Source organism: Bradyrhizobium sp. BRP56, from assembly GCF_020194035.1.
Taxonomy (GTDB): Bacteria; Pseudomonadota; Alphaproteobacteria; order Rhizobiales; family Xanthobacteraceae; genus Bradyrhizobium; species Bradyrhizobium australafricanum.
Genome location: NZ_JADYVV010000078.1, coordinates 18,205 through 44,730, shown reverse-complemented (window position 1 = coordinate 44,730; position 26,526 = coordinate 18,205). Strand labels below are relative to the sequence as shown.

General features: G+C 65.0%; 28 protein-coding genes and 1 pseudogene. 18 read left to right on the top strand and 11 right to left on the bottom strand.

The genetic code is table 11. From position 1 onward, the window contains the following. From I6F38_RS36875 to I6F38_RS36830, 10 genes and pseudogenes are all read left to right on the top strand, one after another. Window positions 1-173, top strand: a 173-nt coding sequence (locus tag I6F38_RS36875) for a transposase (protein ID WP_225162452.1), incomplete at its 5' end; no start/stop codon positions are given. Between the two features lie 260 nt (window positions 174-433). Next, on the top strand, window positions 434-625 hold the full coding sequence (locus tag I6F38_RS36870) for a hypothetical protein (protein WP_225163851.1): 192 nt from the start codon (window positions 434-436) through the stop codon (window positions 623-625). 5 nt (window positions 626-630) lie between these two features. After that, window positions 631-1,386 carry an ABC transporter ATP-binding protein gene (locus I6F38_RS36865; protein ID WP_028332852.1) on the top strand — a complete coding sequence of 252 codons (756 nt, stop codon included), beginning with the start codon at window positions 631-633 and terminating at the stop codon, window positions 1,384-1,386. 5 nt (window positions 1,387-1,391) lie between these two features. Next, the gene (locus I6F38_RS36860) at window positions 1,392-2,261 is read left to right on the top strand and encodes a metal ABC transporter permease (protein WP_016842589.1); all 870 of its coding nucleotides are present in this window, start codon (window positions 1,392-1,394) and stop codon (window positions 2,259-2,261) included. Between the two features lie 5 nt (window positions 2,262-2,266). Beyond that, window positions 2,267-3,139, top strand: coding sequence for a metal ABC transporter substrate-binding protein (locus I6F38_RS36855; protein ID WP_225163850.1), 873 nt, complete (start codon window positions 2,267-2,269; stop codon window positions 3,137-3,139). 55 nt (window positions 3,140-3,194) lie between these two features. Further along, window positions 3,195-4,250 (top strand): GTP-binding protein, encoded by a 1,056-nt coding sequence (locus I6F38_RS36850; RefSeq protein WP_225163849.1) that lies wholly within the window; start codon window positions 3,195-3,197, stop codon window positions 4,248-4,250. Further along, window positions 4,250-5,269, top strand: a complete 1,020-nt coding sequence (locus I6F38_RS36845) for a WD40 repeat domain-containing protein (RefSeq protein ID WP_225163848.1) — start codon at window positions 4,250-4,252, stop codon at window positions 5,267-5,269. Before I6F38_RS36850 ends, I6F38_RS36845 begins: the two co-directional genes overlap by 1 nt. Before the next feature lie 98 nt (window positions 5,270-5,367). Continuing rightward, window positions 5,368-6,074, top strand: a pseudogene (locus tag I6F38_RS36840) (MgtC/SapB family protein). Window positions 6,075-6,155: 81 nt separating this feature from the next. Continuing rightward, window positions 6,156-6,488 (top strand): hypothetical protein, encoded by a 333-nt coding sequence (locus I6F38_RS36835; RefSeq protein ID WP_092087548.1) that lies wholly within the window; start codon window positions 6,156-6,158, stop codon window positions 6,486-6,488. A 119-nt stretch (window positions 6,489-6,607) separates the two neighbouring features. Beyond that, complete coding sequence (locus I6F38_RS36830; RefSeq protein ID WP_212055965.1) at window positions 6,608-7,348, top strand: acetoacetate decarboxylase; 741 nt, start codon at window positions 6,608-6,610, stop codon at window positions 7,346-7,348. A 122-nt stretch (window positions 7,349-7,470) separates the two neighbouring features. Here the strand turns inward: I6F38_RS36830 and I6F38_RS36825 are convergent, their stop codons facing one another. The 6 genes from I6F38_RS36825 to I6F38_RS36800 all read right to left on the bottom strand — a co-directional run bounded on the left by I6F38_RS36825 (window position 7,471) and on the right by I6F38_RS36800 (window position 12,431). After that, window positions 7,471-8,913 (bottom strand): homospermidine synthase, encoded by a 1,443-nt coding sequence (locus tag I6F38_RS36825; protein ID WP_028341360.1) that lies wholly within the window; start codon window positions 8,911-8,913, stop codon window positions 7,471-7,473. A gap of 40 nt (window positions 8,914-8,953) precedes the next feature. Next, a complete protein-coding gene (locus I6F38_RS36820; protein WP_028332860.1) occupies window positions 8,954-9,343 on the bottom strand; it encodes a RidA family protein in 390 nt (129 codons plus the stop codon). A 92-nt stretch (window positions 9,344-9,435) separates the two neighbouring features. Then, entirely contained in the window at window positions 9,436-9,603 is a 168-nt protein-coding gene (locus I6F38_RS36815; RefSeq protein ID WP_225163847.1) for a hypothetical protein, read from the bottom strand. An 11-nt stretch (window positions 9,604-9,614) separates the two neighbouring features. Then, entirely contained in the window at window positions 9,615-10,232 is a 618-nt protein-coding gene (locus I6F38_RS36810) for an N-acetyltransferase (RefSeq protein WP_225163846.1), read from the bottom strand. 130 nt (window positions 10,233-10,362) lie between these two features. Beyond that, entirely contained in the window at window positions 10,363-11,505 is a 1,143-nt protein-coding gene (locus I6F38_RS36805) for a type III PLP-dependent enzyme (RefSeq protein WP_057016239.1), read from the bottom strand. Window positions 11,506-12,176: 671 nt separating this feature from the next. Continuing rightward, complete coding sequence (locus I6F38_RS36800; RefSeq protein WP_170991409.1) at window positions 12,177-12,431, bottom strand: hypothetical protein; 255 nt, start codon at window positions 12,429-12,431, stop codon at window positions 12,177-12,179. A gap of 136 nt (window positions 12,432-12,567) precedes the next feature. On the opposite strand from I6F38_RS36800, the gene I6F38_RS36795 reads away from it, so the two are divergent. From I6F38_RS36795 to I6F38_RS36785, 3 genes are read left to right on the top strand one after another with little or no spacing between them, the layout of a single operon-like run. Continuing rightward, window positions 12,568-14,655, top strand: a complete 2,088-nt coding sequence (locus I6F38_RS36795; RefSeq protein ID WP_225163845.1) for a M3 family metallopeptidase — start codon at window positions 12,568-12,570, stop codon at window positions 14,653-14,655. Between the two features lie 10 nt (window positions 14,656-14,665). After that, a complete protein-coding gene (locus tag I6F38_RS36790; protein WP_225163852.1) occupies window positions 14,666-15,307 on the top strand; it encodes a DUF1007 family protein in 642 nt (213 codons plus the stop codon). Continuing rightward, window positions 15,304-16,419, top strand: a complete 1,116-nt coding sequence (locus I6F38_RS36785; RefSeq protein ID WP_225163844.1) for a nickel/cobalt transporter — start codon at window positions 15,304-15,306, stop codon at window positions 16,417-16,419. The genes I6F38_RS36790 and I6F38_RS36785 overlap by 4 nt, the downstream gene beginning before the upstream one ends. A 157-nt stretch (window positions 16,420-16,576) precedes the next feature. Here I6F38_RS36785 and I6F38_RS36780 read toward each other — a convergent pair whose 3' ends face one another. Further along, window positions 16,577-16,975 (bottom strand): MAPEG family protein, encoded by a 399-nt coding sequence (locus I6F38_RS36780; RefSeq protein WP_225163843.1) that lies wholly within the window; start codon window positions 16,973-16,975, stop codon window positions 16,577-16,579. 114 nt (window positions 16,976-17,089) lie between these two features. On the opposite strand from I6F38_RS36780, the gene hemH reads away from it, so the two are divergent. The 3 genes from hemH (at window position 17,090) to I6F38_RS36765 (ending at window position 19,819) form a co-directional block, all read left to right on the top strand. Further along, window positions 17,090-18,127, top strand: a complete 1,038-nt coding sequence (hemH, locus tag I6F38_RS36775; RefSeq protein WP_225163842.1) for a ferrochelatase — start codon at window positions 17,090-17,092, stop codon at window positions 18,125-18,127. A gap of 199 nt (window positions 18,128-18,326) precedes the next feature. Further along, window positions 18,327-19,331: an SPFH domain-containing protein gene (locus I6F38_RS36770; RefSeq protein ID WP_225163841.1), complete on the top strand. Its 1,005-nt coding sequence runs from the start codon at window positions 18,327-18,329 to the stop codon at window positions 19,329-19,331. Window positions 19,332-19,372: 41 nt separating this feature from the next. Then, window positions 19,373-19,819 carry an NfeD family protein gene (locus I6F38_RS36765; RefSeq protein ID WP_028332871.1) on the top strand — a complete coding sequence of 149 codons (447 nt, stop codon included), beginning with the start codon at window positions 19,373-19,375 and terminating at the stop codon, window positions 19,817-19,819. 189 nt (window positions 19,820-20,008) lie between these two features. Here I6F38_RS36765 and I6F38_RS36760 read toward each other — a convergent pair whose 3' ends face one another. Further along, window positions 20,009-20,344 (bottom strand): helix-turn-helix domain-containing protein, encoded by a 336-nt coding sequence (locus tag I6F38_RS36760; RefSeq protein ID WP_225163840.1) that lies wholly within the window; start codon window positions 20,342-20,344, stop codon window positions 20,009-20,011. Window positions 20,345-20,431: 87 nt separating this feature from the next. On the opposite strand from I6F38_RS36760, the gene I6F38_RS36755 reads away from it, so the two are divergent. Beyond that, complete coding sequence (locus tag I6F38_RS36755) at window positions 20,432-20,971, top strand: carboxymuconolactone decarboxylase family protein (RefSeq protein ID WP_225163839.1); 540 nt, start codon at window positions 20,432-20,434, stop codon at window positions 20,969-20,971. Between the two features lie 135 nt (window positions 20,972-21,106). On the opposite strand, the gene I6F38_RS36750 is transcribed toward I6F38_RS36755, so the two are convergent. After that, the gene (locus I6F38_RS36750; RefSeq protein WP_225163838.1) at window positions 21,107-22,114 is read right to left on the bottom strand and encodes a KpsF/GutQ family sugar-phosphate isomerase; all 1,008 of its coding nucleotides are present in this window, start codon (window positions 22,112-22,114) and stop codon (window positions 21,107-21,109) included. A gap of 261 nt (window positions 22,115-22,375) precedes the next feature. On the opposite strand from I6F38_RS36750, the gene I6F38_RS36745 reads away from it, so the two are divergent. Further along, window positions 22,376-24,061, top strand: coding sequence for an outer membrane beta-barrel protein (locus tag I6F38_RS36745; protein ID WP_225163837.1), 1,686 nt, complete (start codon window positions 22,376-22,378; stop codon window positions 24,059-24,061). 474 nt (window positions 24,062-24,535) lie between these two features. Here I6F38_RS36745 and I6F38_RS36735 read toward each other — a convergent pair whose 3' ends face one another. Beyond that, window positions 24,536-24,718 carry a hypothetical protein gene (locus I6F38_RS36735; protein WP_225163835.1) on the bottom strand — a complete coding sequence of 61 codons (183 nt, stop codon included), beginning with the start codon at window positions 24,716-24,718 and terminating at the stop codon, window positions 24,536-24,538. Window positions 24,719-25,026: 308 nt separating this feature from the next. Beyond that, on the bottom strand, window positions 25,027-26,484 hold the full coding sequence (locus I6F38_RS36730; protein ID WP_225163834.1) for a glutamate synthase subunit beta: 1,458 nt from the start codon (window positions 26,482-26,484) through the stop codon (window positions 25,027-25,029). Window positions 26,485-26,526: the final 42 nt, after the last annotated feature.

The following is a 26,526-nucleotide window of genomic DNA, read 5'->3' as shown; positions in this document are numbered from 1 at the left end:
TCCAGCTTCTGCCGAGGCGGTGGGTGGTTGAACGCACATTCGCTTGGTTCGGCAGATGCCGCCGCCTCGCCAAGGACTTCGAGGCGACGGTGGCAACCGAAGCTGCCTGGCTGCTGATTGCACACATGAGGCTCCTGACCCGCAGACTCGCGGCTGCAGCTAAGGTTGGGTGATTTATGAGTCAGACTCTGAGGTGCGAGCTCTTGCGAGCCTCGAAGGATGCACGGCCACCAGCCGGGCCGTCGCCCTTCGAGGCTCGCTCTGCTCGCACCTCAGGGTGACGGGAATGGCAGCTTTGGGTCTAGCTCACATAGACAAGCTAGTAGACAAGCGACCTGCCCCCCGCCGCGGCTCAAATCTCCCCGGTTTTGCGGGTCCGCCATGAGTTCCTCCTTTGTAGACTCGCGTTATGTTATAATATAACAGTCGTTCCATGGCGCATACGCACACCCACGAGGACCACCATCACGGCCACGCCCCCCACGGGCACAGCCACGCCCCGCACGCGCATCCGGCGCAGGCCGCGTACTGGTCGATCCTGCGCATGCCCGTGCCGGGCCGACTGCTCGCGGCGCTCGCGGTCAGTGCCTGCCTGTGGGCTGTCGTCTGGCTGGCGATGAGGTGAGACCGGTGGCTGCTCTTGTTACCTTCCGTGACGTCACGCTCGGTTATGACCGCCACCCGGCGGTGCATCATCTCAATGGCGCCGTCGAGGCGGGTGCGCTGCTCGCCGTGATCGGCCCGAACGGCGCCGGCAAGTCGACCCTGCTGCGCGGCATCGCCGGCGTGCTCAAGCCGCTGTCGGGCGTGATCGATCTCGACGGGCTGGATCATCGCGACATCGCCTATCTGCCGCAATCTGCCGACATCGACCGCAGCTTCCCGATCTCGGTGTTCGATTTCGTCGGCACCGGGTTGTGGCGCTCCACCGGCTTCTTCGGCGGCATCGGCAAGGCCGCGCGCGAGAAGATCTTGGCGGCGCTCGCCGCGGTCGGCCTCAACGGCTTCGAGAACCGCCCGATCGGCACGCTGTCCGGCGGCCAGACCCAGCGCATGCTGTTCGCGCGCGTGCTGTTGCAGGACGCCCGGCTGATCGTGCTCGACGAGCCGTTCAACGCCATCGACGCCAAGACCACCGCCGACCTGCTGGCGCTGGTGAAGCGCTGGAACGGCGAGGGGCGCACCGTGCTGGCGGCGCTGCACGACCTCGACATGGTGCGCAACAATTTCCCGGAGACGCTGCTGCTGGCGCGCGGCCCGGTCGAATGGGGACCGACCGCCGAGGCGCTGACGGCCGACAATCTGATGGTCGCGATGCGGATGTGCGAGGCGTTCGACGACAGCGCCGCGGCCTGCGCCGCCGATCCACGCTCGCGGGCCGCCTGACGCCGATGCTATCCGACGCGCTGGTCACGCCCTTCACCGAATTCGAGTTCATGCGCCGCGCGCTGGCGGCGGTGATCGCGCTGTCGCTCGGCGGTGCGCCGATCGGCGTGTTCCTGATGCTGCGGCGGATGAGCCTGGTCGGCGACGCCATGGCGCATGCGATCCTGCCGGGGGCGGCGATCGGCTTCCTGCTGTCCGGGCTCAACCTGTTCGCGATGACGACCGGCGGCCTGATCGCGGGCTTTGCCGTGGCGCTGCTCGCCGGCCTCGTCGCCCGCACCACCGAATTGAAGGAGGACGCCTCGCTTGCGACCTTCTATCTGGTCTCGCTCGCGCTCGGCGTCACGATTGTTTCGATCAAGGGCACCAATATCGACCTGCTGCACGTGCTGTTCGGCAACATCCTGGCGATGGACGACCAGACCCTGCTGGTGATCGCGTTCAACGCCACCCTCACGCTCCTGGTGCTCGCGGTGATCTATCGCCCGCTGGTGATCGAATGCGTCGATCCGGTATTCCTGCGCACCGTGAGCCGGGCCGGCGCGCCGGCGCATCTCGCCTTCCTCGCGCTGGTCGTGGTCAACCTCGTCAACGGCTTCCACGCGCTCGGCACGCTGCTCGGCGTCGGACTGATGATCCTGCCCGCGGGCATTGCGCGGTTCTGGTCGCGCGACATCACCACCATGATCTGCATCGCGGTGGCGAGCGCGATGCTGTCGGGCTATGCCGGACTGGTGCTGTCGTACCAGACCCGGATTCCCTCCGGCCCGGCGATCATCCTGGTCGCGGCGGGGCTCTATATTGTGTCGCTGCTGTTCGGCAATGTCAGCGGCTTGGTGCGGCAGCTGTTTCCCGGCCGCCATCTCGAGGCGTGAGTACGATGCGGCGATTGTTCGGTTTGATTGGTCTGGCGCTGCTGCTGGCGAGTGGACCGGCGCGCGCCGCCGAGCGCATCAATGTCGTCGCGAGCTTCTCGATCCTCGCCGACATGGTGCGCAATGTCGGCGGCAATAATGTCGACGTGACGGCGCTGGTCGGGCCCGACGGCGACGCGCATGTCTACGCGCCGACGCCGGCGGATGCCAAGAAGGTCGCCGACGCCAAGCTCGTGGTGATCAACGGTCTCGGCTTCGAGGGCTGGATGCCGCGGCTGCTGCAGGCCTCGGGCAGCAAGGCGCCGGTCGCGGTGGCGACCAAGGGGATCATGCCACGGAAGATGGGCGGCCATGACGATCCGCATGCCTGGCAATCCGTGGCCAATGCGAAGATCTACGTCGTCAATATTCGCGACGGGCTGATCGCCGCGGCCCCCGACCACACAGCCATCTTCAAGGCCAATGCCGACGCCTATCTGGCCAAGCTCGAGGCGCTCGACCGCGAGGTGCATGAGGCGGTGGCGAAAGTGCCGGAGGCGCGGCGCAAGGTGATCTCGACCCATGGCGCCTTCGGCTATTTCGCCGACGCCTACGGCGTCACGTTCTTCTCGCCGCTCAGCGTGTCCACGGATTCCGAGCCCAGCGCGCGCGATATCGCCGCCATCATCGCCCAGATCAAGGTTGCGAAAATTCCGGCAGTTTTTCTCGAAAATATCAGCGATCCCCGCCTGATCGAGCGGATCGCGGCCGAGACCGGCGCCCGGGTCGGCGGCACCCTGTATTCGGACGGTTTGACGGCCGAAAAGGGCGATGCACCCACTTACATTGATATGGTCAGGCACAATATAAAGGCCCTGACCAGCGCGCTCGCCGAGTAGGGCAGGGGCCTCCCTGTCTGGATTGAGCGCGGCCCCAAGTTCCTTCGGAGTTGTTATGGCTGAAGCTTCGCAAAAAATTCCTGTGACCGTGCTGACGGGCTATCTCGGCGCCGGCAAGACCACGCTGTTGAACCGCATCCTGTCGGAAAACCACGGCAAGAAATACGCCGTCATCGTCAACGAATTCGGCGAGATCGGCATCGACAACGACCTCATCATCGGCGCCGATGAGGAAGTGTTCGAGATGAACAATGGCTGCGTCTGCTGCACGGTGCGCGGCGACCTCGTCCGCATCATGGACGGCCTGATGAAGCGCAAGGGCAAGTTCGACGCCATCATCGTCGAGACCACCGGCCTTGCCGATCCCGCGCCGGTCGCGCAGACCTTCTTCGTCGACGAGGACGTGCAGAAGAACGCCCGGCTCGACGCGGTCGTGACCGTCGCCGATGCCAAATGGCTGAGTGACCGCCTCAAGGACGCGCCGGAAGCCAAGAACCAGATCGCGTTCGCCGACGTCATCGTGCTGAACAAGACCGACCTGGTCTCCAAGCCCGAGCTCGCCGAGGTCGAAGCCCGCATCCGTGGCATCAATCCCTATGCCAAGCTGCACCGCACCGAGCGTTGCCAGGTCGGGCTGACCGACGTGCTGGAGCGCGGCGCGTTCGATCTCGACCGCATCCTGGAGATCGAGCCGGATTTCCTCGAGGCCGGCGACGATCACGACCATGATCACGATCATCATCACCATGATCATAATCACCACCACCATGATCACGAGCACGGCCATGCCGGGTTGAAGCATTATCACGACGAGGACATGCAATCGCTGTCGCTGCGTTCGGAGAAGCCGCTCGACCCGACCAAGTTCATGCCCTGGCTGCAGCAGCTCGTCGCCACCGAGGGCCAGAAGATCCTGCGCTCGAAGGGCATCCTCGCCTTCACCGGCGATGACGACCGCTACGTGTTCCAGGGCGTCCACATGATGCTGGAGGGCGACCATCAGCGGAAATGGAAGGACGGCGAGAAGCGCGAGAGCCGCGTCGTGTTCATCGGTCGCGAACTGCCCGAGCAGGCGATCCGCGACGGCTTCGAGCAGTGCATCACCACGTGATGAAAGAGTTCGATCCGGGCGGGGCCCCTTCTTCCATCGTTTCGATCACCGACCGCGTCAAGCCGCTGCCGCTCGGCGCGGCGGTGAGCTCGGTGCATTTCCTCGGCGACCGCGCGTTCTTCGTCGGCTCCGAGGAGGGCGTTGCGATCGCGACCGCCGACGGCGAGATCACGCGGACGCAGACGCATTTCGGCGCCATCCTGTGCGCCGCCTCCGACGGTAAGCGGCTCGTCACCGGCGGTGACGACGGCAAGCTGATCGCGATCGACGCCAAGGGCGAGACCTCTGTCATTGCGACCGACGCCAAGCGGCGCTGGATCGACAACGTCGCCCTGCACAGCGACGGCACGCTGGCGTGGTCGGCGGGCAAGACCGCGTTCGTGCGCAATCCCAAGGGCGAGGAGAAAACCTTCGAGGTACCGTCGACCGTCGGCGGGCTTGCTTTTGCGCCGAAGGGCCTGCGGCTTGCGATCGCGCATTACAACGGCGTGACCTTGTGGTTTCCCAACATGGCGGCCAATCCGGAGTTTCTGGAATGGGCCGGCTCGCATCTCGCCGTCATGTTCAGCCCGGACAACAAATTCCTCGTCACTGCGATGCACGAGCCCGCGATGCATGGCTGGCGGCTCGCCGACAACCGGCATATGCGGATGAGCGGCTATCCCGGCCGCGTCCGCTCGATGTCTTGGAGCGTCGGCGGCAAGGGGCTCGCGACCTCGGGCGCCGATACCGTGATCGTCTGGCCGTTCACCAGCAAGGACGGCCCGATGGGCAAGGAGCCGGCGATGCTGGCGCCGATGCCGGCGCGGGTCGCCGTGGTCGCCTGCCATCCGAAGAACGACATCATGGCGGTCGGCTATGCCGACGGCACCGTGCTGATGGTCCGGCTCGAGGACGGCGCCGAGATCCTGGTGCGCCGGAACGCCGGCACGGCGGTGTCGGCGCTCGGATGGAATGCCAAGGGCACGCTGCTCGCCTTCGGCACGGAAGATGGTGACGCGGGCATCGTGGAAATGTAAGAGATCGCGGCAGACGAAGCGTTTTCGAGCGAAGTGGGTACCGGTTCGCGTGAAGAAAACGCGTCAAAAGACGAAGCTCGCGCCGGAGCCGCAGCGTCATGCGATTTCTCACCACGTTCCAGCTCGCCGACTTCATCGACACGCTGGTCAGCCTGACCACGGCCTTTGTATTCGGCACCCTGATCGGCGCTGAGCGGCAGTACCGACAGCGCACCGCGGGTCTGCGCACCAATGTGCTGGTCGCGGTCGGCGCTGCCGCCTTCGTCGACCTCGCGATGCATCTGGCCGGCGCCGACGGAGCGGTGCGGGTGATCGCCTATGTGGTGTCGGGGATCGGCTTCCTCGGCGCCGGCGTCATCATGAAGCAGGGCATGGATGTGCGCGGCCTCAACACCGCGGCCACGCTGTGGGCCTCGGCCGCGGTCGGCTCCTGCGCCGGTGCCGACCTCGTGGCGCAGGCGGCGGCGCTGACCGTGTTCGTGATCGCCGGCAACACGCTGCTGCGTCCGCCATCAACCGCATCCCGCTGAACGAGAAGGCCTCGGAGGCGACCTACTACTTCAAGCTCGCGGTTACCCCGGAAGCGCTGCCGGACATGCGCGATCGCCTGGTCGAGAAGCTGGAGGCAGCGAACTACCCTGTTGCCGATGTCGACGTGGTCGAGGCCGGCGACGACTTCCTCGAGATCGTGGCGACGCTGGTCTCGACCGCGGTCGAACCCAACGAGTTGAATTCCGTGGTGGTGGACCTGCAGCATCAGCCCGGCGTGCGGCACGCGACCTGGGAGGTCAGCACCACGGATTGAGCCGAGGTTCCCGCAAGCACCGCTTCGGAACCATGCCGTGGCGGGATCGTTGACCCCGCGGACAAGGCGCAGGTGAACGAGATGGCTGTGGATCGGACCAGGTTGCGAATCGACATGCTGATCGCCTCGACGCTGGTGGCAGCGGGCGTTGCGATCGCGGTGCTTTCGCTGCACGCGATCAATGCCGCTCCGCCGCAGGAGATCGCGCAGGCGACCCAGCCGCTGCAACCGACGCCGACGCCCGAGCCGCAGCAGACGGCGCCGCCGGCCGAGTCGAAGCCGGGCGGTGAGCGGCCGACCACGCCGGCGCCGCAGCCCGCGCGTCCCGACGATGAGGCACGGAAGGCCGGCGCCAAGCCGGTGCTGCCGCCCGCGCCCGCGGAGAAGACCGCGCCGCCGATCGAGAAAAAGTAAGCGCGCCGCGGCCCGCATTGTGACGCGGATTTGACGGACGCTGCCGATTATACGGTCTCGCCTCCGCCGCGGGCGCCCTCCATAATCTGTCCTCTCGCCAACGACAGATGGGGCCTGCCATGAAGATCGAGGACGTCCGGCGCACCGCCTATTCGATGCCGCTTACCAACCCGTCGTTTCCGCCGGGGCCCTACCGGTTCTTCGACCGCGAATATTTCATCATCACCTACAAGACCGACCCGGAAGCGCTCGCCGCCGTGGTGCCGGAGCCGCTCGAGGTCGCCGAGCCGGTGGTGAAGTACGAGTTCATCCGCATGCCGGACTCGACCGGTTTCGGCGACTACACCGAGACCGGGCAGGTGATCCCGGTTCGCTTCAGGGGCGAGGAGGGCGCCTACACCCACGCGATGTACTTAGACGACGAAGGCCCGATCGCCGGCGGCCGCGAGCTGTGGGGATTTCCGAAGAAGCTGGCAAAGCCCAGGATCGAGGTCGAGAGCGATGTGCTGGTCGGCTCGCTGCATTACGGCTCGGTGCTCTGCGCCTCCGCCACCATGGGCTACAAGCACCGCAAGGTCGACCTCGACACCGTGCTGAAATCGATGACGGCGCCGAACTTCATTCTGAAGATCATCCCGCATGTCGACGGCAGCCCGCGGATCTGCGAGTTGGTGCGGTTTCATCTGGAAGACATCACGCTGAAGGAGGCCTGGACCGGCCCCGCCGCGCTCGGCCTGTTTCCGCACGCGCTGTGCGACGTCGCCCGCCTGCCGGTGCGCGAGGTGGTCTCGGCGCTGCATTTCAAGGCAGACCTGACCCTCGGCCTCGGCTCGGTCGCGTTCGACTACATGGCGAGATGACGAAGTCATTCCGGGGCAGCGATGAACCATGGTGCGCACTCGCGCACCCGAGAATCTCGCGCAACGATTTCGAGGCCCCGGGTCTGCGCGCCTAAGCGCGCATCCCGGGATGACCCTTCGGGTCAGCGCACCAGAATATTCTTGAACTGCCAGGGATCGCTGGTGTCGATATCTTCCGGGAACAGTCCCGGACGATCCGTCAGCGGGGTCCAGTCGGTGTAGAAACCCTTCACCGGGCCGAGATAGGGTAGCTGGATTTCCAGGAGACGATCGAAGTCCATCTCGTCGGCCTCGACGATGCCTTCGTTCGGGTTTTCCAGCGCCCACACCATGCCGCCGAGCACGGCGGACGTCACTTGCAGGCCGGTGGCGTTCTGATAGGGCGCGAGCTTGCGAGTCTCCTCGATGGAGAGCTGCGAGCCGTACCAGTAGGCATTGTTGTCATGGCCGAACAGCAGCACGCCGAGCTCGTCGATGCCGTCGACGATTTCGTTCTCATCGAGGATGTGGTGCTTTTCCTGCATCTTCGCTGCGCGGCCGAACATTTCATGCAGCGACAGCACGGCGTCGTCGGCCGGGTGATAGGCATAGTGGCAGGTCGGCCGATAGATCGCCGTGCCAGATGCGTCACGCACCGTGAAGTAATCGGCGATCGAGATCGACTCGTTGTGGGTGACGAGGAAGCCGTACTGCGCGCCGCGGGTCGGGCACCAGGTGCGTACGCGCGTGTTGGCGCCGGGCTGCATCAGATAGATGGCTGCGCCGCAGCCGGCTTCGTGGGTATGCGCATTCTCGGGCATCCATTTCTCATGGGTGCCCCAGCCGAGTTCGGACGGCTGCACGCCTTCCGACAGGAAACCTTCTACCGACCAGGTGTTGACGAAGACGTCAGGCTCTTTCGGCGACTTGGAGCGCTGGGTGTCGCGTTCGGCGATGTGGATGCCCTTCACGCCGGCCTGCCGCATCAAGTCCGCCCATTCGGCCTTAGTCTTCGGCTTCGGGGCATTGAGCTTCAGATCGGCGGCGACATTGAGCAGCGCCTGCTTGACGAAGAACGAGACCATGCCGGGATTGGCGCCACAGCAGGAGACGGCCGTCGTCGAGCCCGCGGGACGCGCCTTCTTGGCGGCCAGCGTCACTTCGCGAAGCGCGTAGTTGGAGCGCGCTTCCGGGCCCTTCGAGGAATCGAAATAGAAGCCGAGCCAGGGCTCGTTGACGGTGTCGATGTAGAGAGCGCCGAGTTCGTTGCACAGCTCCATGATGTCGGTCGAGCCGGTATCGACCGACAGATTGACGCAAAAGCCCTGGCCGCCGCCTTCAGTGAGCAGCGGGCTCAGCAGGTCGCGATAATTGTCCTTGGTCACGGCCTTCTGGATGAATTTGACGTTGTGCTTCTCGCAATGCGCCTTGCGGCCCTCGTCCTTGGGGTCGATCACGGTGACGCGCGACTTGTCGTAGTCGAGATGCCGCTCGATCAAAGGCAGCGTGCCTTTGCCGATCGAGCCGAAGCCGATCATGACAATGGGACCTGTGATCTTCGCGTAGATCTGCGAGGCGGGGCTCATCATTTTCTCCAGGAGAGTGCCTAGCGGCGGACAGAGTGGATCAGGGGTTGCGACGCTTCGCGGTGACTTCGATCTCGACCTTCATCTCGGGCTTGTAGAGCCCCGCGACGATCAGCATCGTTGCGGCCGGGCGGATGTCGCCGAGGACCTCGCCGCAGACCGCGAAATGGGCATCCACGTCACGGGCGTCGGTGAGGTAGTAGGTCGCGCGGACGATGTCGGCCATCGCAAAGCCTCCCTCCTTGAGGGCGGCCTCGATGGTCTTGAAGCAGTTCCGTGACTGGCTCGTGACATCTGATGGCATGGTCATCGTGGCGTAGTCATAGCCGGTGGTTCCCGCGACGAAGGCGAAGTCGCCGTCAATCACGGCACGGCTGTAGCCGGCGGTCTTCTCAAAGGGCGAGCCGGTGGAAATCAGGCGGCGGGACATGTTGGACCTCGACTGAAAATGGCTTTGCGCGGGGTTTACGGGCATTTTTGGCGCCTGCGCAACCCCTTGGTTCAGGCTGGGTGCGGCCGGCACTAATGGGACTGCAGCGTGGTGTCCGGCGGCGATGGCGGCGTGCCGGTCCAGCGCCGGCCCAGGATATCCCTGACGATCATCATCGAGATCAGGATCAACATGACCGTGGTGACGAGGCCGCGCCAACGCGGGCGCGCGCCATCGGTGATGGGAAGGTGCTCCGACATGGCGGCCCGCCTTACGCCGCGTGCGGCACGGCGAGCGGTGCCTTCCGGGTCCGGGATCGCGTCCGCGGTGCCTTGGCCTCGGGCAGCGGCGCGCCGGTCGGCGTGATCATGCCCCAGGCGCCATCCAGCGCGCCCGCGACAAGCTCGACGCCGAGCAGCCGCTCGCGCTCGAATGTGCCCGGCAGCGACAGCTCGCCGGTCTTGGCCGCGGTGAAGCCGAAGCGGGCGTAGTAAGGCGCATCGCCAAGCAGGATCACGGCGCCGTGGCCGCGCGCCTTGGCCACCGCCAGCGCACGCTGCATCAGCGCGGCGCCGACGCCGAGGCCGCGGCAGTCGTCGTCGACTGCCAGCGGCCCCAGCATCAGCGCGCTGCGGCCCCCCGCGCTGACGTGCCACAACCGCACGGTTCCAACCAGCCGGCCGTCCTGGCGCACGGCCGCAAGGCTCAGGCCTTCGGCGGGCACGCGTCCGTCGCGCAGGCGCTGGCAGGTGCGCGTATGGCGATTACAGCCAAAGCAGGCATCCAGCAGCGCTTCGCGTGCGACGACGTCCGAGCCACGCTCCGCACGGATCGCGAACGGGGCGGCATCTCGGATGAGGGCAACGGGGGTGTTCCGTTTTGCAGTCATGGCACGTCAGTCCCCGCTTGCAACGGCATGTCGTACGCCGCGGCAAGCGTCGTTCAGGAAAATCAAAAATGATCGGGGAGGAGCCGGCGGGGCCGGCTCCCGGTTTATCGGGCCTCGAAAAGGAGGCGGGTCAGATGTGGTAGGTCTTCAGCGGCGGAATGCCGTTGAACGCCACCGACGAGTAGGTCGACGTATAGGCGCCGGTGCCTTCGATCAGCAGCTTGTCGCCGATCTCGAGTGTCACCGGGAGCGGATACGGCAGCTTCTCGTACAGTACGTCGGCGCTGTCGCAGGTCGGGCCCGCGAGCACGCACGGCGTCATGTCCGCCCCGTCATGCGGGGTGCGGATGGCGTAGCGGATCGACTCGTCCATCGTCTCGGCGAGACCACCGAACTTGCCGATGTCGAGATAGACCCAGCGCACCTCGTCCTCGTCGCTCTTCTTCGAGATCAGAACGACTTCGGTCTCGATGATTCCAGCATTGCCGACCATGCCGCGGCCCGGCTCGATGATCGTCTCCGGGATCTGGTTGCCGAAATGCTTGCGCAGCGCGCGGAAGATCGACCGGCCATATTGCAGGACCGGCGGAACGTCCTTGAGGTACTTGGTCGGGAAGCCGCCGCCCATGTTGACCATGGTGAGGTTGATCCCGCGCTCGGCGCAGTCACGGAACACGGTCGACGCCATCGCGAGCGCGCGGTCCCACGCCTTCACCTTGCGCTGCTGCGAGCCGACATGGAACGAGATGCCGCACGGCTCCAGGCCCAGGCGCTTGGCGAGGTCGAGCACGTCGACCGCCATCTCCGGGTCGCAGCCGAACTTGCGCGACAGCGGCCACTCGGCGCCGGCGCAGTCATAGAGGATGCGGCAGAACACCTTGGCGCCGGGGGCGGCGCGGGCGATCTTCTCGACCTCGGCGGCGCAATCGACCGCGAACAGGCGAATGCCGAGCGCGAAGGCACGCGCGATGTCGCGCTCCTTCTTGATCGTGTTGCCATAGGAGATGCGGTCCGGCGTCGCACCGGCGGCCAGCGCCATCTCGATTTCCGCAACCGTCGCGGTGTCGAAGCAGGAGCCGAGCGAGGCCAGCAGCGACAGCACTTCGGGCGCCGGGTTGGCCTTCACCGCATAGAACACGCGGCTGTCCGGCAGCACCTTCGCGAAGGTCTGGTAATTGTCGCGCACGACTTCGAGGTCGACGACGAGGCACGGCTCGGTGTCGAGTCCATCCTGGCGGCGGTGGCGCAGGAATTCCTGGATACGTTCAGTCATGGCACTCTCCAACGGTCCCAGCGACGGGATCCGCATCAACGTGACGTCGGGTAAGAGCGCTTCGGCCACATCGCGCGATGGAGGCGCGTTGAGGCCAAGAGACTCAAACCAGACTGTGCTGCCGTGGATTGGTTGGGAGAGTTTCCCGCCCGATCACCTGGCAATGAAGGACAAGCCTTTTCAGTAGCCCGGGCCGGCGTTGGACCGCCGGTAGAGACCAAAAAAGCCCGATCCGTCGTTGCTTTAAGTCGCGTCCCCCGTTGAGAGCGGGGTGCGCCGGTTCGCCTCCGGCTGCCAGTCACGGTTGCAAAGAGTGGTGAGACCTTCAACGGCATCCCTGGAGAGAGATGCTGGCCGCCTCGTGTCCTGATGGACGTAAGCGACCCTCGGTTCTTCCACCCCTTGGCGGCTGTCCGGCCTCTTGTCCGGATACCTACCGACTGACACACGACCACAGGCACGTGCGAAATTGGGCAAGGCAGGAAATAAGTCTTTTGACTTCGTGGCGCAAGAATTTTTTTGCGATAGCGGCAAATTTCCCTAACGCGTGCTTGCGATGTCGCGCGCAGCACGCGTCGGACGCGCTGAAGATGAACGGCTGTTAAGAATGACTAACGAAGCGTGTGTGCGTTTTAGCCTTGTGCCGCAGTGCTTTCTTGAATCGCTCAAACTCACGCGCGACGCGTGAACGGCTCGACGCGCTGAGCTGCGCGGATGAAGGCGATCATGATCAGCACGCCGATGCCGAACAGCACCGCCTGCAGGATGTGCGCGGCGACGTCGTCGAGCCCGAGCAGAATCGCGAGCGCCCAGCCGCCGGCGAACGCCGCGCCGAACACTTCCGCGCCGATCAGGATCGCCGCCGAGATCACGGTGATGACGCTTGGCCAGGCGATGGTGCGGTTGCCTGAGGTGGAGGGCTGCATGGTCATGAAATAGGTCCTGTTCAGGGGGCGCAATCTCTCCGAAAAGTGCCCATCTATCAAGCGCAAAAGGCCCAAAAATGCCGTATCGCGTGATATAGATTGGGCAGCATTTTCAAGGCGAAAAACGGGACATTCGATGTCAGAAACCAGCGCAGACGCCAAGGCTCAGGCTCTTGCCAACCCCCTCCTGAAGGCATGGCAGACGCCGCTCGAGACGCCGCCGTTCGCCGAGATCAAGCCGGAGCATTTCCTGCCCGCCTTCGAGCAGGCCTTCGCCGATCATTCCGCGGAAGTGACTGCGATCACCCACGATCCGGCGCTGCCCGACTTCGACAACACCATCACCGCGCTGGAGCGCTCCGGCAAACTGCTGTCGAAGGTCGCGGCGGTGTTCTACGACCTGGTCTCGGCGCATTCGAGCCCGGCGATCCTGGAGATCGACAAGGAGGTGTCGCCCCGGATGGCGCGGCACTGGAATCCGATCATGATGAACGCTGTGCTGTTTGGCCGCATCGCCATGCTGCACGAGAAGCGCGCCTCCCTCGGCCTGACTGGCGAGCAGATGCGGCTGCTGGAACGCACCTACACCCGCTTCCGCCGCTCCGGCGCCGGCCTCGACGATGCGGCAAAGGCCCGCATGGCCGAGATCAACGAGCGCCTCGCCCATCTCGGCACCTCGTTCAGCCACCATCTGCTCGGCGACGAGCAGGAGTGGTCCATGGAGCTCGGCGAGGACGACCGCGCCGGCCTCTCCGACACATTTGTGGCGGCCGCCAAGGCTGCGGCGGAAGAGCGCGGCATGCCCGGCAAGGCGATTGTGACGCTGTCGCGCTCCTCGGTCGAGCCGTTCCTGCAGAGCTCGTCGCGGCGCGACCTGCGCGAGAAGGTCTACAAGGCCTTCACGGCGCGCGGCGACAATGGCAACGCCAACGACAACAACGCGACCATCGTGGAGATCCTCAGGCTGCGCGAGGAGACCGCCAAGATCCTGGGCTTCCCGACCTACGCCGCCTATCGCCTCGAGGATTCCATGGCCAAGACGCCGGAGGCCGTGCGTGGCCTCCTGGAGCGGGTCTGGAAACCGGCGCGGGCCCGGGCGCTCGCCGACCGTGACGCGCTGCAGGCGCTGATCGCGGAGGAGGGCGGCAATTTCACCCTCGCGTCCTGGGACTGGCGCTACTACGCCGAGAAGCTGCGCCAGCGCCGCGCCAATTTCGACGATTCCGCGATCAAGCCCTATCTGGTGCTCGACCACATGATCGAGGCCGCGTTCGACTGCGCCACCCGCCTGTTCGGCGTCACCTTCGAGGAGCGCAAGGATATCCCGGTGTGGCATCCGGACGTCCGGGTCTGGGAGGTCAAGGGCCGCGACGGCCAGCACAAGGCGCTGTTCTACGGCGATTACTTCGCGCGGCCGTCAAAGCGGTCCGGCGCCTGGATGACCTCGCTGCGCGACCAGCAGAAGCTCGACGGCGACGTCGCGCCGCTGGTCATCAATGTCTGCAACTTCGCCAAGGGCGCCGATGGCGCGCCGTCGCTGCTGTCGCCCGACGACGCGCGGACCCTGTTCCACGAGTTCGGCCATGGCCTGCACGGCATGCTGTCCAACGTGACCTATCCGTCACTGTCCGGAACCAGCGTGTTCACCGACTTCGTCGAGCTGCCCTCGCAGCTCTATGAGCACTGGCAGGAGCGGCCCGAGGTGCTGCAGCGCTTCGCCCGCCACTACCAGACCGGGGAGGCGCTGCCGGACGATTTGCTCAAGCGCTTCCTCGCCGCACGCAAGTTCAATCAGGGCTTTGCCACCGTGGAGTTCGTCTCCTCGGCGCTGGTCGACCTCGAATTCCACACCCAGCCGGCGGCAGCGAGCTGGGATGTCCGCGCCTTCGAACAGAAGGAGCTGGAGAAGATCGGCATGCCCGCCGAAATCTCGCTGCGGCACCGGCCGACGCAGTTCGGCCACATCTTCTCCGGCGACCACTATGCCTCCGGCTACTACAGCTACATGTGGTCGGAGGTGATGGACGCCGACGCCTTCGGCGCCTTCGAGGAGGCCGGCGACATTTTCGATCCCGCGACCGCCAAGCGGCTGCATGACGACATCTATTCGTCGGGCGGCTCGCGCGATCCGGAGGAGGCCTATGTCGCCTTCCGCGGCCGCGAGCCCGAGCCGGACGCGCTGCTGCGCCGCCGTGGCCTGCTCGAAACGCCTGAGGCGGCCTGAGGTGCGGCCGTTGTTGAACCGGCTGATCGGCTGGCTCGTGCTTGCGGTGTCCGTCGTGCTCGGCACGGCGGCCGCCGAGGCCCATCCGCATGTCTGGATCGTCGCCAGGAGCGAGCTGATCTACGCGCCCGACGGCACCATCACCGGAGTCCGCCACGCCTGGACGTTTGACGACATGTTCTCGACCTACGCGCTGCAGGGCATCGAGACCAAGGTGAAGGGCGCCTACAGCCGCGAGGAGCTGGCGCCGTTGGCGCAGACCAATGTCGAATCGCTGAAGGAATACGCCTACTTCACCTTCGCCAAGGGCGACGGCAAGAAGCAGAAGTTCACCGAGCCGGTCGACTATTTCCTCGAATACAAGGATTCGGCGCTGACGCTGCACTTCACCTTGCCGGTGAAGACGCCGTTCAAGGCCAGGCAGCTCTCGCTCGAAGTGTTCGACCCGACCTATTTCATCGACTTCCAGTATGCCGAGAAGGAGCCGGTCAAGCTGGTCGGCGCCGCGGCGAACTGCAAGATGCAGTTCGAGCGGCCGAATAGCGACGGCACCGCCGCCGCGCAGAAGCTCGGCGAGCAGACCTTTCTCGACGGCGGCAACGGCAATTTCGGCATGATGTTCGCCAACAAGGTCTCGGTGGAGTGCCCATGACGCCGACCGTCTCGCGCATGACCCGCGGCCTCGTCGTCACAGCCGCCGTGGTCGCTGCAATAGCATTGCTTGATGGCGCCGTTCATGCGCTGCTGGCGCAAGATCCGTTCGGCGCGCCGCGCGCGGCGGAGCCGCAGGGCGGGTTGGTCGGTTGGCTATTGGCGAAACAGTCGGAGTTTTACCGCGAGATCTCCCAGACCATCCGCGCCGCGAAATCCGACGGTTCGGCGGTCTGGACGCTGCTTGCGATCTCCTTTGCCTACGGAATCTTCCATGCCGCCGGCCCCGGCCACGGCAAGGCGGTGATCTCATCCTACATGGTCGCCAATCGCGAGACCGCGCGGCGCGGCATCGTGCTGTCGTTCGCCTCGGCGCTGATGCAGTCGGTGGTCGCCGTTCTGATCGTGGGCATCTGTGCCTGGCTGCTCAACGCGACCGCGAAGACCATGTGCGGGGCGGAGAAGGCGATCGAGATCGCAAGCTACGCGCTGATCGCGGCATTCGGCGCCCGGCTGGTGTGGGTCAAGGGCGGCGGCTTCTTCCGTGCGCTGCAGATGCCGCGCCCGACGCTGGCGATGGCCGGCGCGCATCAGCACGACCACCCTGATCACGATCACCACGACCATGGTCATGATCACCATCATCGTCACGCGCATGACGATCATGGCCATCATCATGATCACGGCCACGATCACGGGCATGACGCGCAGCACGTCCATGACGAGCATTGCGGCCATTCGCACGGGCCGACGCCGGCCGAGCTTGCTGGTCCCGGTGGCTGGCGGCGCGGCTTAGGTGCGATCCTTACGGTCGGGATCCGGCCGTGCTCGGGCGCGATCCTGGTACTGGTGTTCGCGCTGGCGCAGGGCCTGTTCTGGGCCGGCATTGCCGCGACTTTCGTGATGGGGCTCGGCACCGCCATCACGGTGGCGGCGATCGCGCTGGTCGCGGTGTCGGCGCGCGGCGTGGCCGAGCGGCTGAGCGCGGCGCGCGACGGCGGCGGCATGGTCATCATGCGCGGCCTGGAATTCGCCGCCGCGGGCCTCGTGCTGTTGTTCGGGCTCGGGCTGCTGTTCGGCTATGTCGCGGCCGAGCGCGCGACGTGCCTTTGAAGTCACCTCGCCCCGCTTGCGGGGAGAGGGCGAAATTCGCGTGTGCGAATTTCGGGTGAGGGGGAGTCTCCGCGTGCTTTCTTCCATCGAATTTGCGGAGACGGCCCCTCACCCCAGCCCTCTCCCCGTGAGAACGGGGAGAGGGAGAAGAAGCAGCTCAACTCGTCAGATAGCCCCTGATCGCCGGCAGCAGGAAGATCGCGATGTTGATCGCGAATCCGATGCTCCAGAGGATCGAGCGCAGCGTCGGGCGGTTGCCGATATAGGTGAAGACGTAAGCGATCCGCACGATCAGGAACAGCACCGCGAGCTCGTCGATCAGCCGCAGCGGGCCGATGCGGAATTCGGCGAGCAGCACGGCGAAGGCGAAGAACGGGAAGGCCTCGATGCCGTTCTGGTGCGCGCCGAGCGCCCGCGAGCGGATCGGGTCGTCGTAGAATTCGGGATCGCGCGGCCTGGCATTGTCGAAGCTGCGGAAGCCGGTCCACTTCACCGATACGATCGTCAGCAGCGAGAGCATCAGCGTCCCGAAGACGCACCATTCGGCGATCGTCATGGTTCCCCCTTATTCCGCACGGGAACGTAGCCAACCCGCACTCGGCTTGACAAGGTTGGAGCAACGCGCGAAGCCCAAAGCTCCCAGGCGAAGGATATCAAGCGCAAGGCCATCATGAGCACGGTGATCCCCTTCGAGAGCGCGAAGCCTGCCGCGGGGCCGAAGCCGGAACGCGTCGGCGTGCTGCTGGTCAATCTCGGCACGCCCGATACGGCGGATGCCGCCGGCGTGCGGGTCTATCTCAAGGAATTCCTGTCCGATCCGCGGGTGATCGAGGATCAGGGCCTGCTCTGGAAGCTGATCCTCAACGGCATCATCCTGCGGGTCCGTCCGGCCCGCAAGGCGCGCGACTATCTGAAGATCTGGAACACCGAGAAGAACGAGTCGCCGCTGAAGACCATCACGCGCTCGCAGGCCGACAAGCTGGCGGAGGCGATCGCCGATCACGACCACGTCGTGGTCGACTGGGCGATGCGCTACGGCAACCCTTCGATCAAGCAGCGCATCGAGGCGCTGGCGGCGCAGGGCTGCGGCCGGCTCCTGGTGGTGCCGCTCTATCCGCAATATTCCGCCGCGACGTCGGCGACCGTCTGCGACGAGGCGTTTCGCGTGCTGGCCGGCATGCGCGCGCAGCCGATCCTGCGGGTGACGCCGCCTTACTACGACGATCCCGACTACATCGAGGCGCTCGCGGTCTCGATCAATGCGCATCTCGCGACATTGCCGTTCCAGCCCGAGATCATCGTCGCGTCGTTCCACGGCATGCCGAAGGAATATGTCGACAAGGGCGATCCGTATCAGGCGCAATGCATCGCCACGACCAATGCGCTGCGCAAGCGGCTCGGGCTCGATGCCGACAAGCTGATCCTCACCTTCCAGTCGCGCTTCGGCAAGGCCGAGTGGCTGCAGCCTTATACCGACAAGACGGTCGAGAAGCTGGCCAAGGACGGCGTGCGGCGCATTGCCGTGGTCACGCCCGGCTTCTCCGCCGATTGCCTGGAGACGCTAGAGGAGATCGCGCAGGAGAATGCCGAGATCTTCCGGCACAATGGCGGCGAGCAGTTTGCGGCAATCCCGTGCCTCAACGACAGTGACGGCGGCATGGACGTGATCCGCCAGCTCGTGCTGCGCGAGCTGCAAGGTTGGATTTGAGAAAGGCTGGATCTAGCAAGGCTGGATTTGATTGTTAACGATCCGTGACACCGGGCACGGGCATTCGTTGGCATCTGGTCATCCGACAGCAGCTTCCTATGTGCTAGGGAGAACAACAGCCGGCTGAACCGGCGGAGCGGTCCTGCCGACCAATGCACGACCGTGACTGGCGACGGTCTCGCCGGCCCTGGAGGACTTTATGACTGGCTTCGACGTTTTCGCGATCGCGTTTGTTCTTCTCGTCATCGTTACGCTGTTCGCCGGGGTCAAGACCGTTCCGCAGGGTTTTGACTGGACCATCGAGCGGTTCGGCAAATACACCCGCACGCTGTCCCCCGGCCTCAATTTGATCGTGCCCTATTTCGATCGCATCGGGCGCAAGATCAACATGATGGAGCAGGTGATCGACATCCCCGAGCAGGAGGTGATCACCAAGGACAACGCCACCGTGACGGTGGACGGCGTCGCGTTCTACCAGGTGTTCGATGCCGCCAAGGCGAGCTACGAGGTCGCCAATCTCAACCAGGCGATCACCGTCCTGACCATGACCAACATCCGCTCGGTGATGGGCTCGATGGATCTCGACCAGGTGCTGTCGCATCGTGACGAGATCAACGAGCGGCTGCTGCGCGTGGTCGACGCCGCGGTGTCGCCCTGGGGCGTCAAGGTCAACCGCATCGAGATCAAGGACATCGTGCCGCCGGCCGACCTCGTCGAGGCGATGGGCCGGCAGATGAAGGCCGAGCGCGTCAAGCGCGCCGACATCTTGCAGGCCGAGGGCCAGCGGCAATCCGAAATCCTGCGCGCCGAGGGCGCCAAGCAGGGTCAGATCCTGCAGGCCGAAGGCCGCCGCGAAGCCGCCTTCCGCGACGCCGAGGCGCGCGAACGGCTTGCCGAGGCCGAAGCCAAGGCGACCCAGATGGTGTCGGAATCGATCGCCAAGGGCGACGTCGCCGCGCTGAACTATTTCATCGCCGACAAGTACATCAAGGCGTTCGGCCAGCTTGCGGAGTCGCCGAACCAGAAGGTCCTGATGCTGCCGATCGAGACCTCGAGCGTGCTGGGCTCGCTGGCCGGCATCGGCGAGATCGCCCGCGCCACCTTCGGCGAGAGTGCGGCGTCCGCTACGGCCGCAGCACGGCGTGGCGGCTCGGTGCCGCCGGCCGGCCCGACGGCGCCGCCGCCGGTGCCGCCGCAGCGGTGAGGGCGTGACGGCGTCGCGCCCGCAATGGTAGAGATCACGTCATGGCCGAGATGTTTTCGACATTGGGTACCTGGAACTGGCTGATCTTCGGCTTCATCCTGATGGCGCTGGAGCTCGCGGCGCCCGGGGTGTTCCTGTTCTGGCTCGGGCTCGCGGCACTGCTGGTCGGCCTGCTGTCGTTCGCCTTCACGCCGTCCTGGCAGATACAGCTCTTGATGTTCGCAGTGTTCGCCGCCCTGGCGGTGCCGGCATGGCGGCATTTCGCGAAGGGCGCGACGGCGGCAAGCAAGACCAATCCCTTCCTCAACCGCCGCAACGAAGCCCTGGTCGGCCGCGAATTCACGCTGGAGAAGCCGATCGTTGACGGATCAGGCACGGTGCGGATCGACGATACGGTGTGGCGCGTCGCCGGCCCCGATGCGCCGGCCGGCAGCCGGGTGAAGGTGGTCCGCGCCGACGGCGCCAGCCTGACGGTGGCGATCGCTTAGTCTGGCCTGAGCCATTGACGACGACTCGGCCCCGAGCGTCGGATGCTGCTTCGGGCGAGTAATCCGTAGCCCGGGTGAGCCAACGGGTCGCGCGCATGCGCGCCCGATGACAGGCTCCGCGATACCCGGGGAAACCGGTCCCGCATGTCGCTCCGCTCATGCGGGCTACAAACTGACGGCCGCCGAGGTCTAGCTGCCGCCCTGCTTGCTCCAGCGCTCGGCGAAGCGGTTGAGCGGCGTGAATGTCGCAAATAACTCGCGGCCGAGCGCGGTGAGGCCGTAGCCCTCCTCCGATAGTTCGACGAAGCCGGCCTCGCGCAGCTCGGTCAATCGCGTCTGCAGGATCGTCGGCGAGGCCTCGTCGCAGGCCGTGCGCAGCGCGCGCGAGGTCAGCGCGCCCTCGCGCAGCTCCCAGACGATCCGCAAGGTCCAACGCCGTCCCAATAGATCGAGCAGCGCCATGATCGGGCGGCCGGTCCGCGAGCCGCGGACGCCGGGTCTTGTGACTGGACCCTGCTTCGGCATGTCGCAAATTCCTTTTGAATTCCTCTTGCGGGTCGCTACAGATATTGTAGCGTATCGCTACATTAAATGTAGCAACGGGATCAGCCCATGTCACGCCTCGCGCCGCTCGATCCGCCCTATCCGGCGGACGTTCAACAGCATTTCGACCGCATCATGCGCGGCAAGCCACCGCTGGTGCTGTTCCGCGTGATGGCGGGCCATCCGCGCGCCTGGGAGAGGTTTCGCGGCGGCAGCCTATTGGACCGCGGGCCGCTTCCCTTGCGGGCGCGGGAGATCGTGATCGACCGCACCTGCGCACTCAATGCCTGCGAATATGAATGGGGCGTCCACGTCACGGCGTTCGGCGCAGCCGCCGAACTGACGGAGCAGCAGGTCCACGCCACCGTGCGCGGTCCGGCCGATGCCGGCTGCTGGTCGCAGGCCGAACAGGCAATGATCGCGGCAGTCGACGCGCTGCATGTCCGCGCGACGCTGGATGACGCGGAATTCGCGGCGTTGTCGGCGCATTACGATGAGGACCAGATCCTGGAGATCATCCTCTTGTGCGGCTTCTACCGCACGGTCTCCTACCTCGCCAACGCGCTGGCCCTGCCGCTGGAGGAAACCGCGGCGCGGTTTCCGAGGTAATCATCGTCATTGCGAGGAGCGAAGCGACGAAGCAATCCATTTCCCGCAAGAGGAGAGATGGATTGCTTCGCGGAGCCTGTCATCGGGCGCGCATTCGCGCGACCCGTTGGCTCGCAATGACGGGGGAAGCTTGCGCTACGCCACGCCCGCGCGCAGCAGATCGTGCAGATGGATGATGCCGACCGGCTTCTTGGCGTCGGTCACGATCAGCGTGGTGATCTTCGAGGCGTTGAGCAATTCCAGCACTTCGCCGGCGAGCGTATCGCGGCTGATCGTCTTCGGCGTCCTGGTCATGACCTCGTCGACCGACAGCGTCAAAAGGTCGGGGCGCATCTGCCGGCGCAGATCGCCGTCGGTGACGATGCCGACGAGATGGCCATGGCGGTCGACGATGCCGACGCAGCCAAAACCCTTGGAGGTCATCTCGACCAGCGCATCCGACATCTTGGTGCCGAGCGGCTTCAGCGGCAGCGTGTCGCCGCCATGCATCAGGTCGCGGGCATATTTCAGGAGCGCGCCGAGCTTGCCGCCCGGATGCAGCACGCTGAAATCGGTCGAGGTGAAGCCGCGGCCCTCGAGCAGCGCGATCGCCAGCGCATCGCCGAGCGCCAGCATCATCAGCGAGGAGGTGGTTGGCGCCAGATTGTGCGGGCAGGCCTCCCGGGCCTTCGGCAGTGTCAGCTGCACGTCGGCGGCCTTGCTCAGCGTCGAGTCCTTGTCGGCCGTCATCGCGATCAGCGGAATGCCGAAGCGGGCGGCATAGGCGATCAGGTTGCGCATCTCCGGCTGCTCGCCGGACCATGACAGCGCCAGGATCACGTCATCGATCGTGATCATGCCGAGGTCGCCATGGCTCGCTTCGGCGGCGTGCACGAAGAACGCCGGCGTGCCGGTCGAGGCAAAGGTCGCGGCGATCTTGCGCCCGATATGGCCGGACTTGCCGAGCCCGGTGACGATCAGCCGTCCCTTGGCATTGCCGATCAACTCGGACGCGGCCGCGAACGGCGCGCCGAGGTCGGACTTCAGTGCCGCGGAGATGGCTGCGACGCCGCTTGCTTCGGCATCGAGGGTGCGGAGCGCCGATTGAACGGCGCCGTCATCGGGGCCGGATGATTTGGTCATCAGCGGTTTCGGTTTGGCCATTTAGGATTCCAGGGGAGGGGTTTTGCACCCGGGCATCTCCCTTAGCACGTTCGATTCCGCGATGCGACGCGCGGCGGCCGATCCTCAACGGCTCATTAACCATAATTGTTTTAACTCCATTAACGACGTTTTCCGCCGCCCGGTGGAGTGCGTCCGGCAAGTATGTGAATTCGTTGGAGTTTTTCCATCGTGTTGCGGCGGCCAGCAAGCGGCCAAGACCGGCGTGGACGCCTTGTCCGCGCGGTTTTGCCATGCCCTGCCGTGACCGTCCTGGCGCTGACCGTGGCCACCGGGCTCGCCGAAGCCCAGACCGTGACGCCCGATCTGTTCAGCCCCAATCGCCAGAGCCAAGTGATCACGCAGGATTCGCCGCTGCGCCGGACCACGGCCGACGCCATGGATCCCCTCAATGGCCTGAAGCTGCCCGATGCCGATCGCGATCGCCGTTCGTCCTCGTCTTCATCGACATCAACGACGACGCGGATCGGACAGGTCCCGACCTACGGGCTCCCCGCGGCGAACGGCGCCTCGACGTCGGGTTACGACTCGCTCAACCGCAAGCGCCAGAAGCCGAAATACTATCCGGGTCAGGCCAAACCGAAGCCGCCGGCAGGACCCGGCTCGCCGTCGCCGACGCCGGCGCCATTGAACGCCACGGGGCAGCTGCGGCTATCGATCCCGCCCTCGGAGACCGCCAACAAGACGCCGCTGCCGCCGGCGATGGCCGGCACCATCGTCGGCCAGCCGCCGCGCAAGCGGCTCAAGATCGACGACGATCCGTTCGGCGCGGTCGGCGACTACGCCGGCTCGTTCATGGTCAAGACCGCGGTCGAGGTGATGGCCGGCTACGACACCAATCCGGGCCGGCTCTACTCGCCGCAGGGCAGGGCGTTCTACATGGTCGCGCCGGAATTCCTCGCGGTCTCCGACTGGGAGCGTCACGCCGTCGTCGCGGATCTGCGCGGCTCCTTCACCGGCTATGGCTCCGAGCTGACGCCGAACGCCAACGGCACCCCGCTGTCGGCGCCGCTCGACATCGACCGTCCGAATTTCACCGGTCATATCGACGGCCGGCTCGACGTCTCAAGAGACACGCATCTCCTGGGGCAGGCCCGCCTGCTGGTCTCGACCGACAATCCCGGCAGCCCGAACGTGCAGGCCGGCCTCGCCAGATATCCGATCTACACCACCGTCGGCGGCACCTTCGGCATCGACCAGAATTTCAACCGCATGCAGGTCTCGCTCGGCGGCACCGTCGACCGCACCGACTATCAGTGGTCGAAGCTGACCGACGGCACCTCGTCGTCCAACGACGATCGCAACTTCACGCAGTATGGCGGTGTCGGCCGCGTCAGCTATGAGCTCAATCCGGCCGTGAAGCCGTTCGTGGAAGTGGAGGGCGACAGCCGCTTCCATGATCTCTATCTCGACCGCAACGGTTACGCGCGCAATTCGTCGGGCGGTTACGCCAAGGTCGGCACATCGTTCGAGTTCACCCGGATTCTGTTCGGCGAGGTCTCGATCGGCTATGCTAGGCGCGACTATGTCGATCCGCGGCTTAGCCCGCTCAAGGGCCTGCTGACCACCGCCTCGCTGACCTGGAATGCGACGCCGCTGACCACGGCCAAATTCTATTCCGACACCCAGCTCGGCGAGACCACGCTGCCCGGCACCTCGGGCGTGCTGTCGCGCACCTACACCGTCGAGGTCGACCACGACTTCCGCCGCTGGCTGACCGGCATCGGCAAGTTCACCTACGGCACGCTCGACTACCAGGGCGACAACCGCAACGACACGATCTACTCGGTGTCAGGCGACCTGATCTACAAGATGACCCGCAGCCTCTGGATCAAGGGCACGCTGCGCCGCGACTGGCTGGATTCCAACCAGCCGGGACAGAGCTCGGCATCGACGGTGGTGATGCTGGGTGTGCGGGTGCAGAACTGAGCTAATGCATGATCGAACTCATAAGACTTTATGCCAGCGGGACGCAAAGCGCTAGATTTGCAACTATCGGGTATGGGTTCTAAATATTGTTTCGTAAAGGTTGCGGCCTCTTCACTTAATCGGGTGACCTGTGCTCCACTCGCTTCGTCTTCGAAATTTTCGTGCCTATCGGAATCAGAGCTTTGATTTTGCCAAGATCAACATCTTTGTCGGGAAGAATAGTTCGGGTAAGTCTAGCGCTATCAGCGCGATAAATTTTCTGGCGCAGTCCTTAAGTCAAGCTGAGACCTCTGTGCCCATAGTGTTCAATGGGCCATTTGAGCAATTGGGCACGTTCGTTGATATCGTGCATGGCAATCATGTTCTGACGCCGATTGAATTTGATTTGACGTACGGTGACCGTGACGTTCGCCACCGAGTAAACTTCTCTATCAAATACCGACCTCAGCGTCGCGAGGCGTCGAGTTGAACGCGTTAACTCAACGCCACTTCGAAATCTGTCTTATTGATCTTGACGGCAAGCGCCACAATATTTGCGACGTTGGCTTCGGCTGTAGCCAAGTTCTGCCTGTTCTGATTGGGGCTCTTAATGCCTTCCGATCTTCGCATCGACACGGTCCCCAACCCATCTTCATTGTTCAGGAACCAGAAATTCATTTGAATCCAAGCGCCCAAGCCGCTCTGGGCTCCTTCTTCGTGGGTCTCTCAAAGTCGAATGGAATATGCGTTCACCTTCCGGCTCAGGGAGATGACTTCTTCGCAAAGCATCCTTGAAAGGCTTCGGCGACGGGGCGTGCCTGTGGTCGAGGTCAAGCCAAGGCAACCTAATTTCAACACGCGCAATGTCGACTTTGATTGCTTGTAATGACGACCGCGCGAAGCGCTACCACGCCAAAGTTCTTTCGGAAGCCGAGAAGCTTGCCGCCATTAGCGGTGAGTAGCGATATGCGAAGCCGCCGGGGCGCTTACCCCGGCAGATCGGTCTTCCCCATCAGGAAGGTGTCGATCGAGCGCGCGCACAGGCGGCCTTCTCGGATCGCCCAGACCACGAGCGACTGGCCGCGGCGCATGTCGCCGGCTGAGAAGATCTTCGCGCGCGAGGTCTGGTAGTCGTGCAGAGAGGCTCGGACGTTGCCGCGCTGATCGAGCTCGACGCCCAGCGTCTTGAGCAGACCCTCGTGCACCGGATGGACGAAGCCCATCGCCAGCAGCACGAGCTCGGCGTCGAGCGTGAACTCGGTGCCGGGCAGCGGCTTGAACTTATCGTCGACCTTGACGCAATGCAGCTTCGTCACCTTGCCGTCGACGCCTTCGAACTTGGTCGTCAGCACGGCGAATTCGCGCACCGCGCCTTCGGCCTGGCTCGACGACGTGCGCATCTTCAGCGGCCAGTTCGGCCAGGTCACGCCCTTGTTCTCGTGCTCGGGCGGCGCCGGCATGATCTCGAGCTGGGTCACCGACTTTGCGCCTTGCCGGAACGAGGTGCCGATGCAGTCCGAGCCGGTATCGCCGCCGCCGATCACGACGACATGCTTGCCGCCGGCGAGGATGTCGGCGGCACCGTTCAGCGGCTCGCCGGAGACGCGGCGGTTCTGCTGCGGCAGGAAGTCCATCGCGAAGTGGATGCCGGAAAGCTCGCGGCCGGGAATCGGCAGGTCGCGCGGGGCTTCCGCGCCGCCGGTCAGCGCCACGGCGTCATACTGCTTGGCGAGCTCCTGCGGATCGATCGCGCCCGGCGTCGAGCCGCCGACGGCCTTGCCGTAATGGAAGGTGACGCCCTCGGCCTCCATCTGCGCCACGCGGCGGTCGATGATGCCCTTCTCCATCTTGAAGTCGGGAATGCCGTAGCGCAGCAGGCCGCCGGCCTTGGCGAACTTCTCGTAGACATGCACCTCGTGTCCGGCGCGCGCGAGCTGCTGCGCGGCGGCCATGCCGGCGGGACCCGAGCCGATCACGGCGACCTTCTTGCCGGTCTTCTGGGCGGCGATTTCCGGCTTCAGCCAGCCATTGTCCCAGGCGCGGTCGACGATCGCGCATTCGATGGTCTTGATGGTGACCGGGTTGTCGTCGATGTTGAGCGTGCAGGACGCCTCGCACGGCGCCGGGCAGATGCGGCCGGTGAATTCGGGGAAATTGTTGGTCGAGTGCAGGTTGCGCGAGGCTTCTTCCCAGTTGCCCTGATAGACGAGGTCGTTGAAATCGGGGATCTGGTTGTTGACCGGGCAGCCCGGCGTGCCCGGCGCGGTCGAGCCCGTGCCGTGGCAATAGGGGATGCCGCAATTCATGCAGCGCGCAGCCTGGTCGCGCGTGTCTTTCTCGCTCAGCGGAATGACGAATTCCCTGAAGTTCTTGAGTCGATCGGCGACCGGCTCGTACTTGCGGTCATGCCGCTCGATCTCGAGAAAACCTGTGATCTTACCCATTGAAACCCGATGCCCCTGCATCTCAGTTGTTCCGTCATTCCG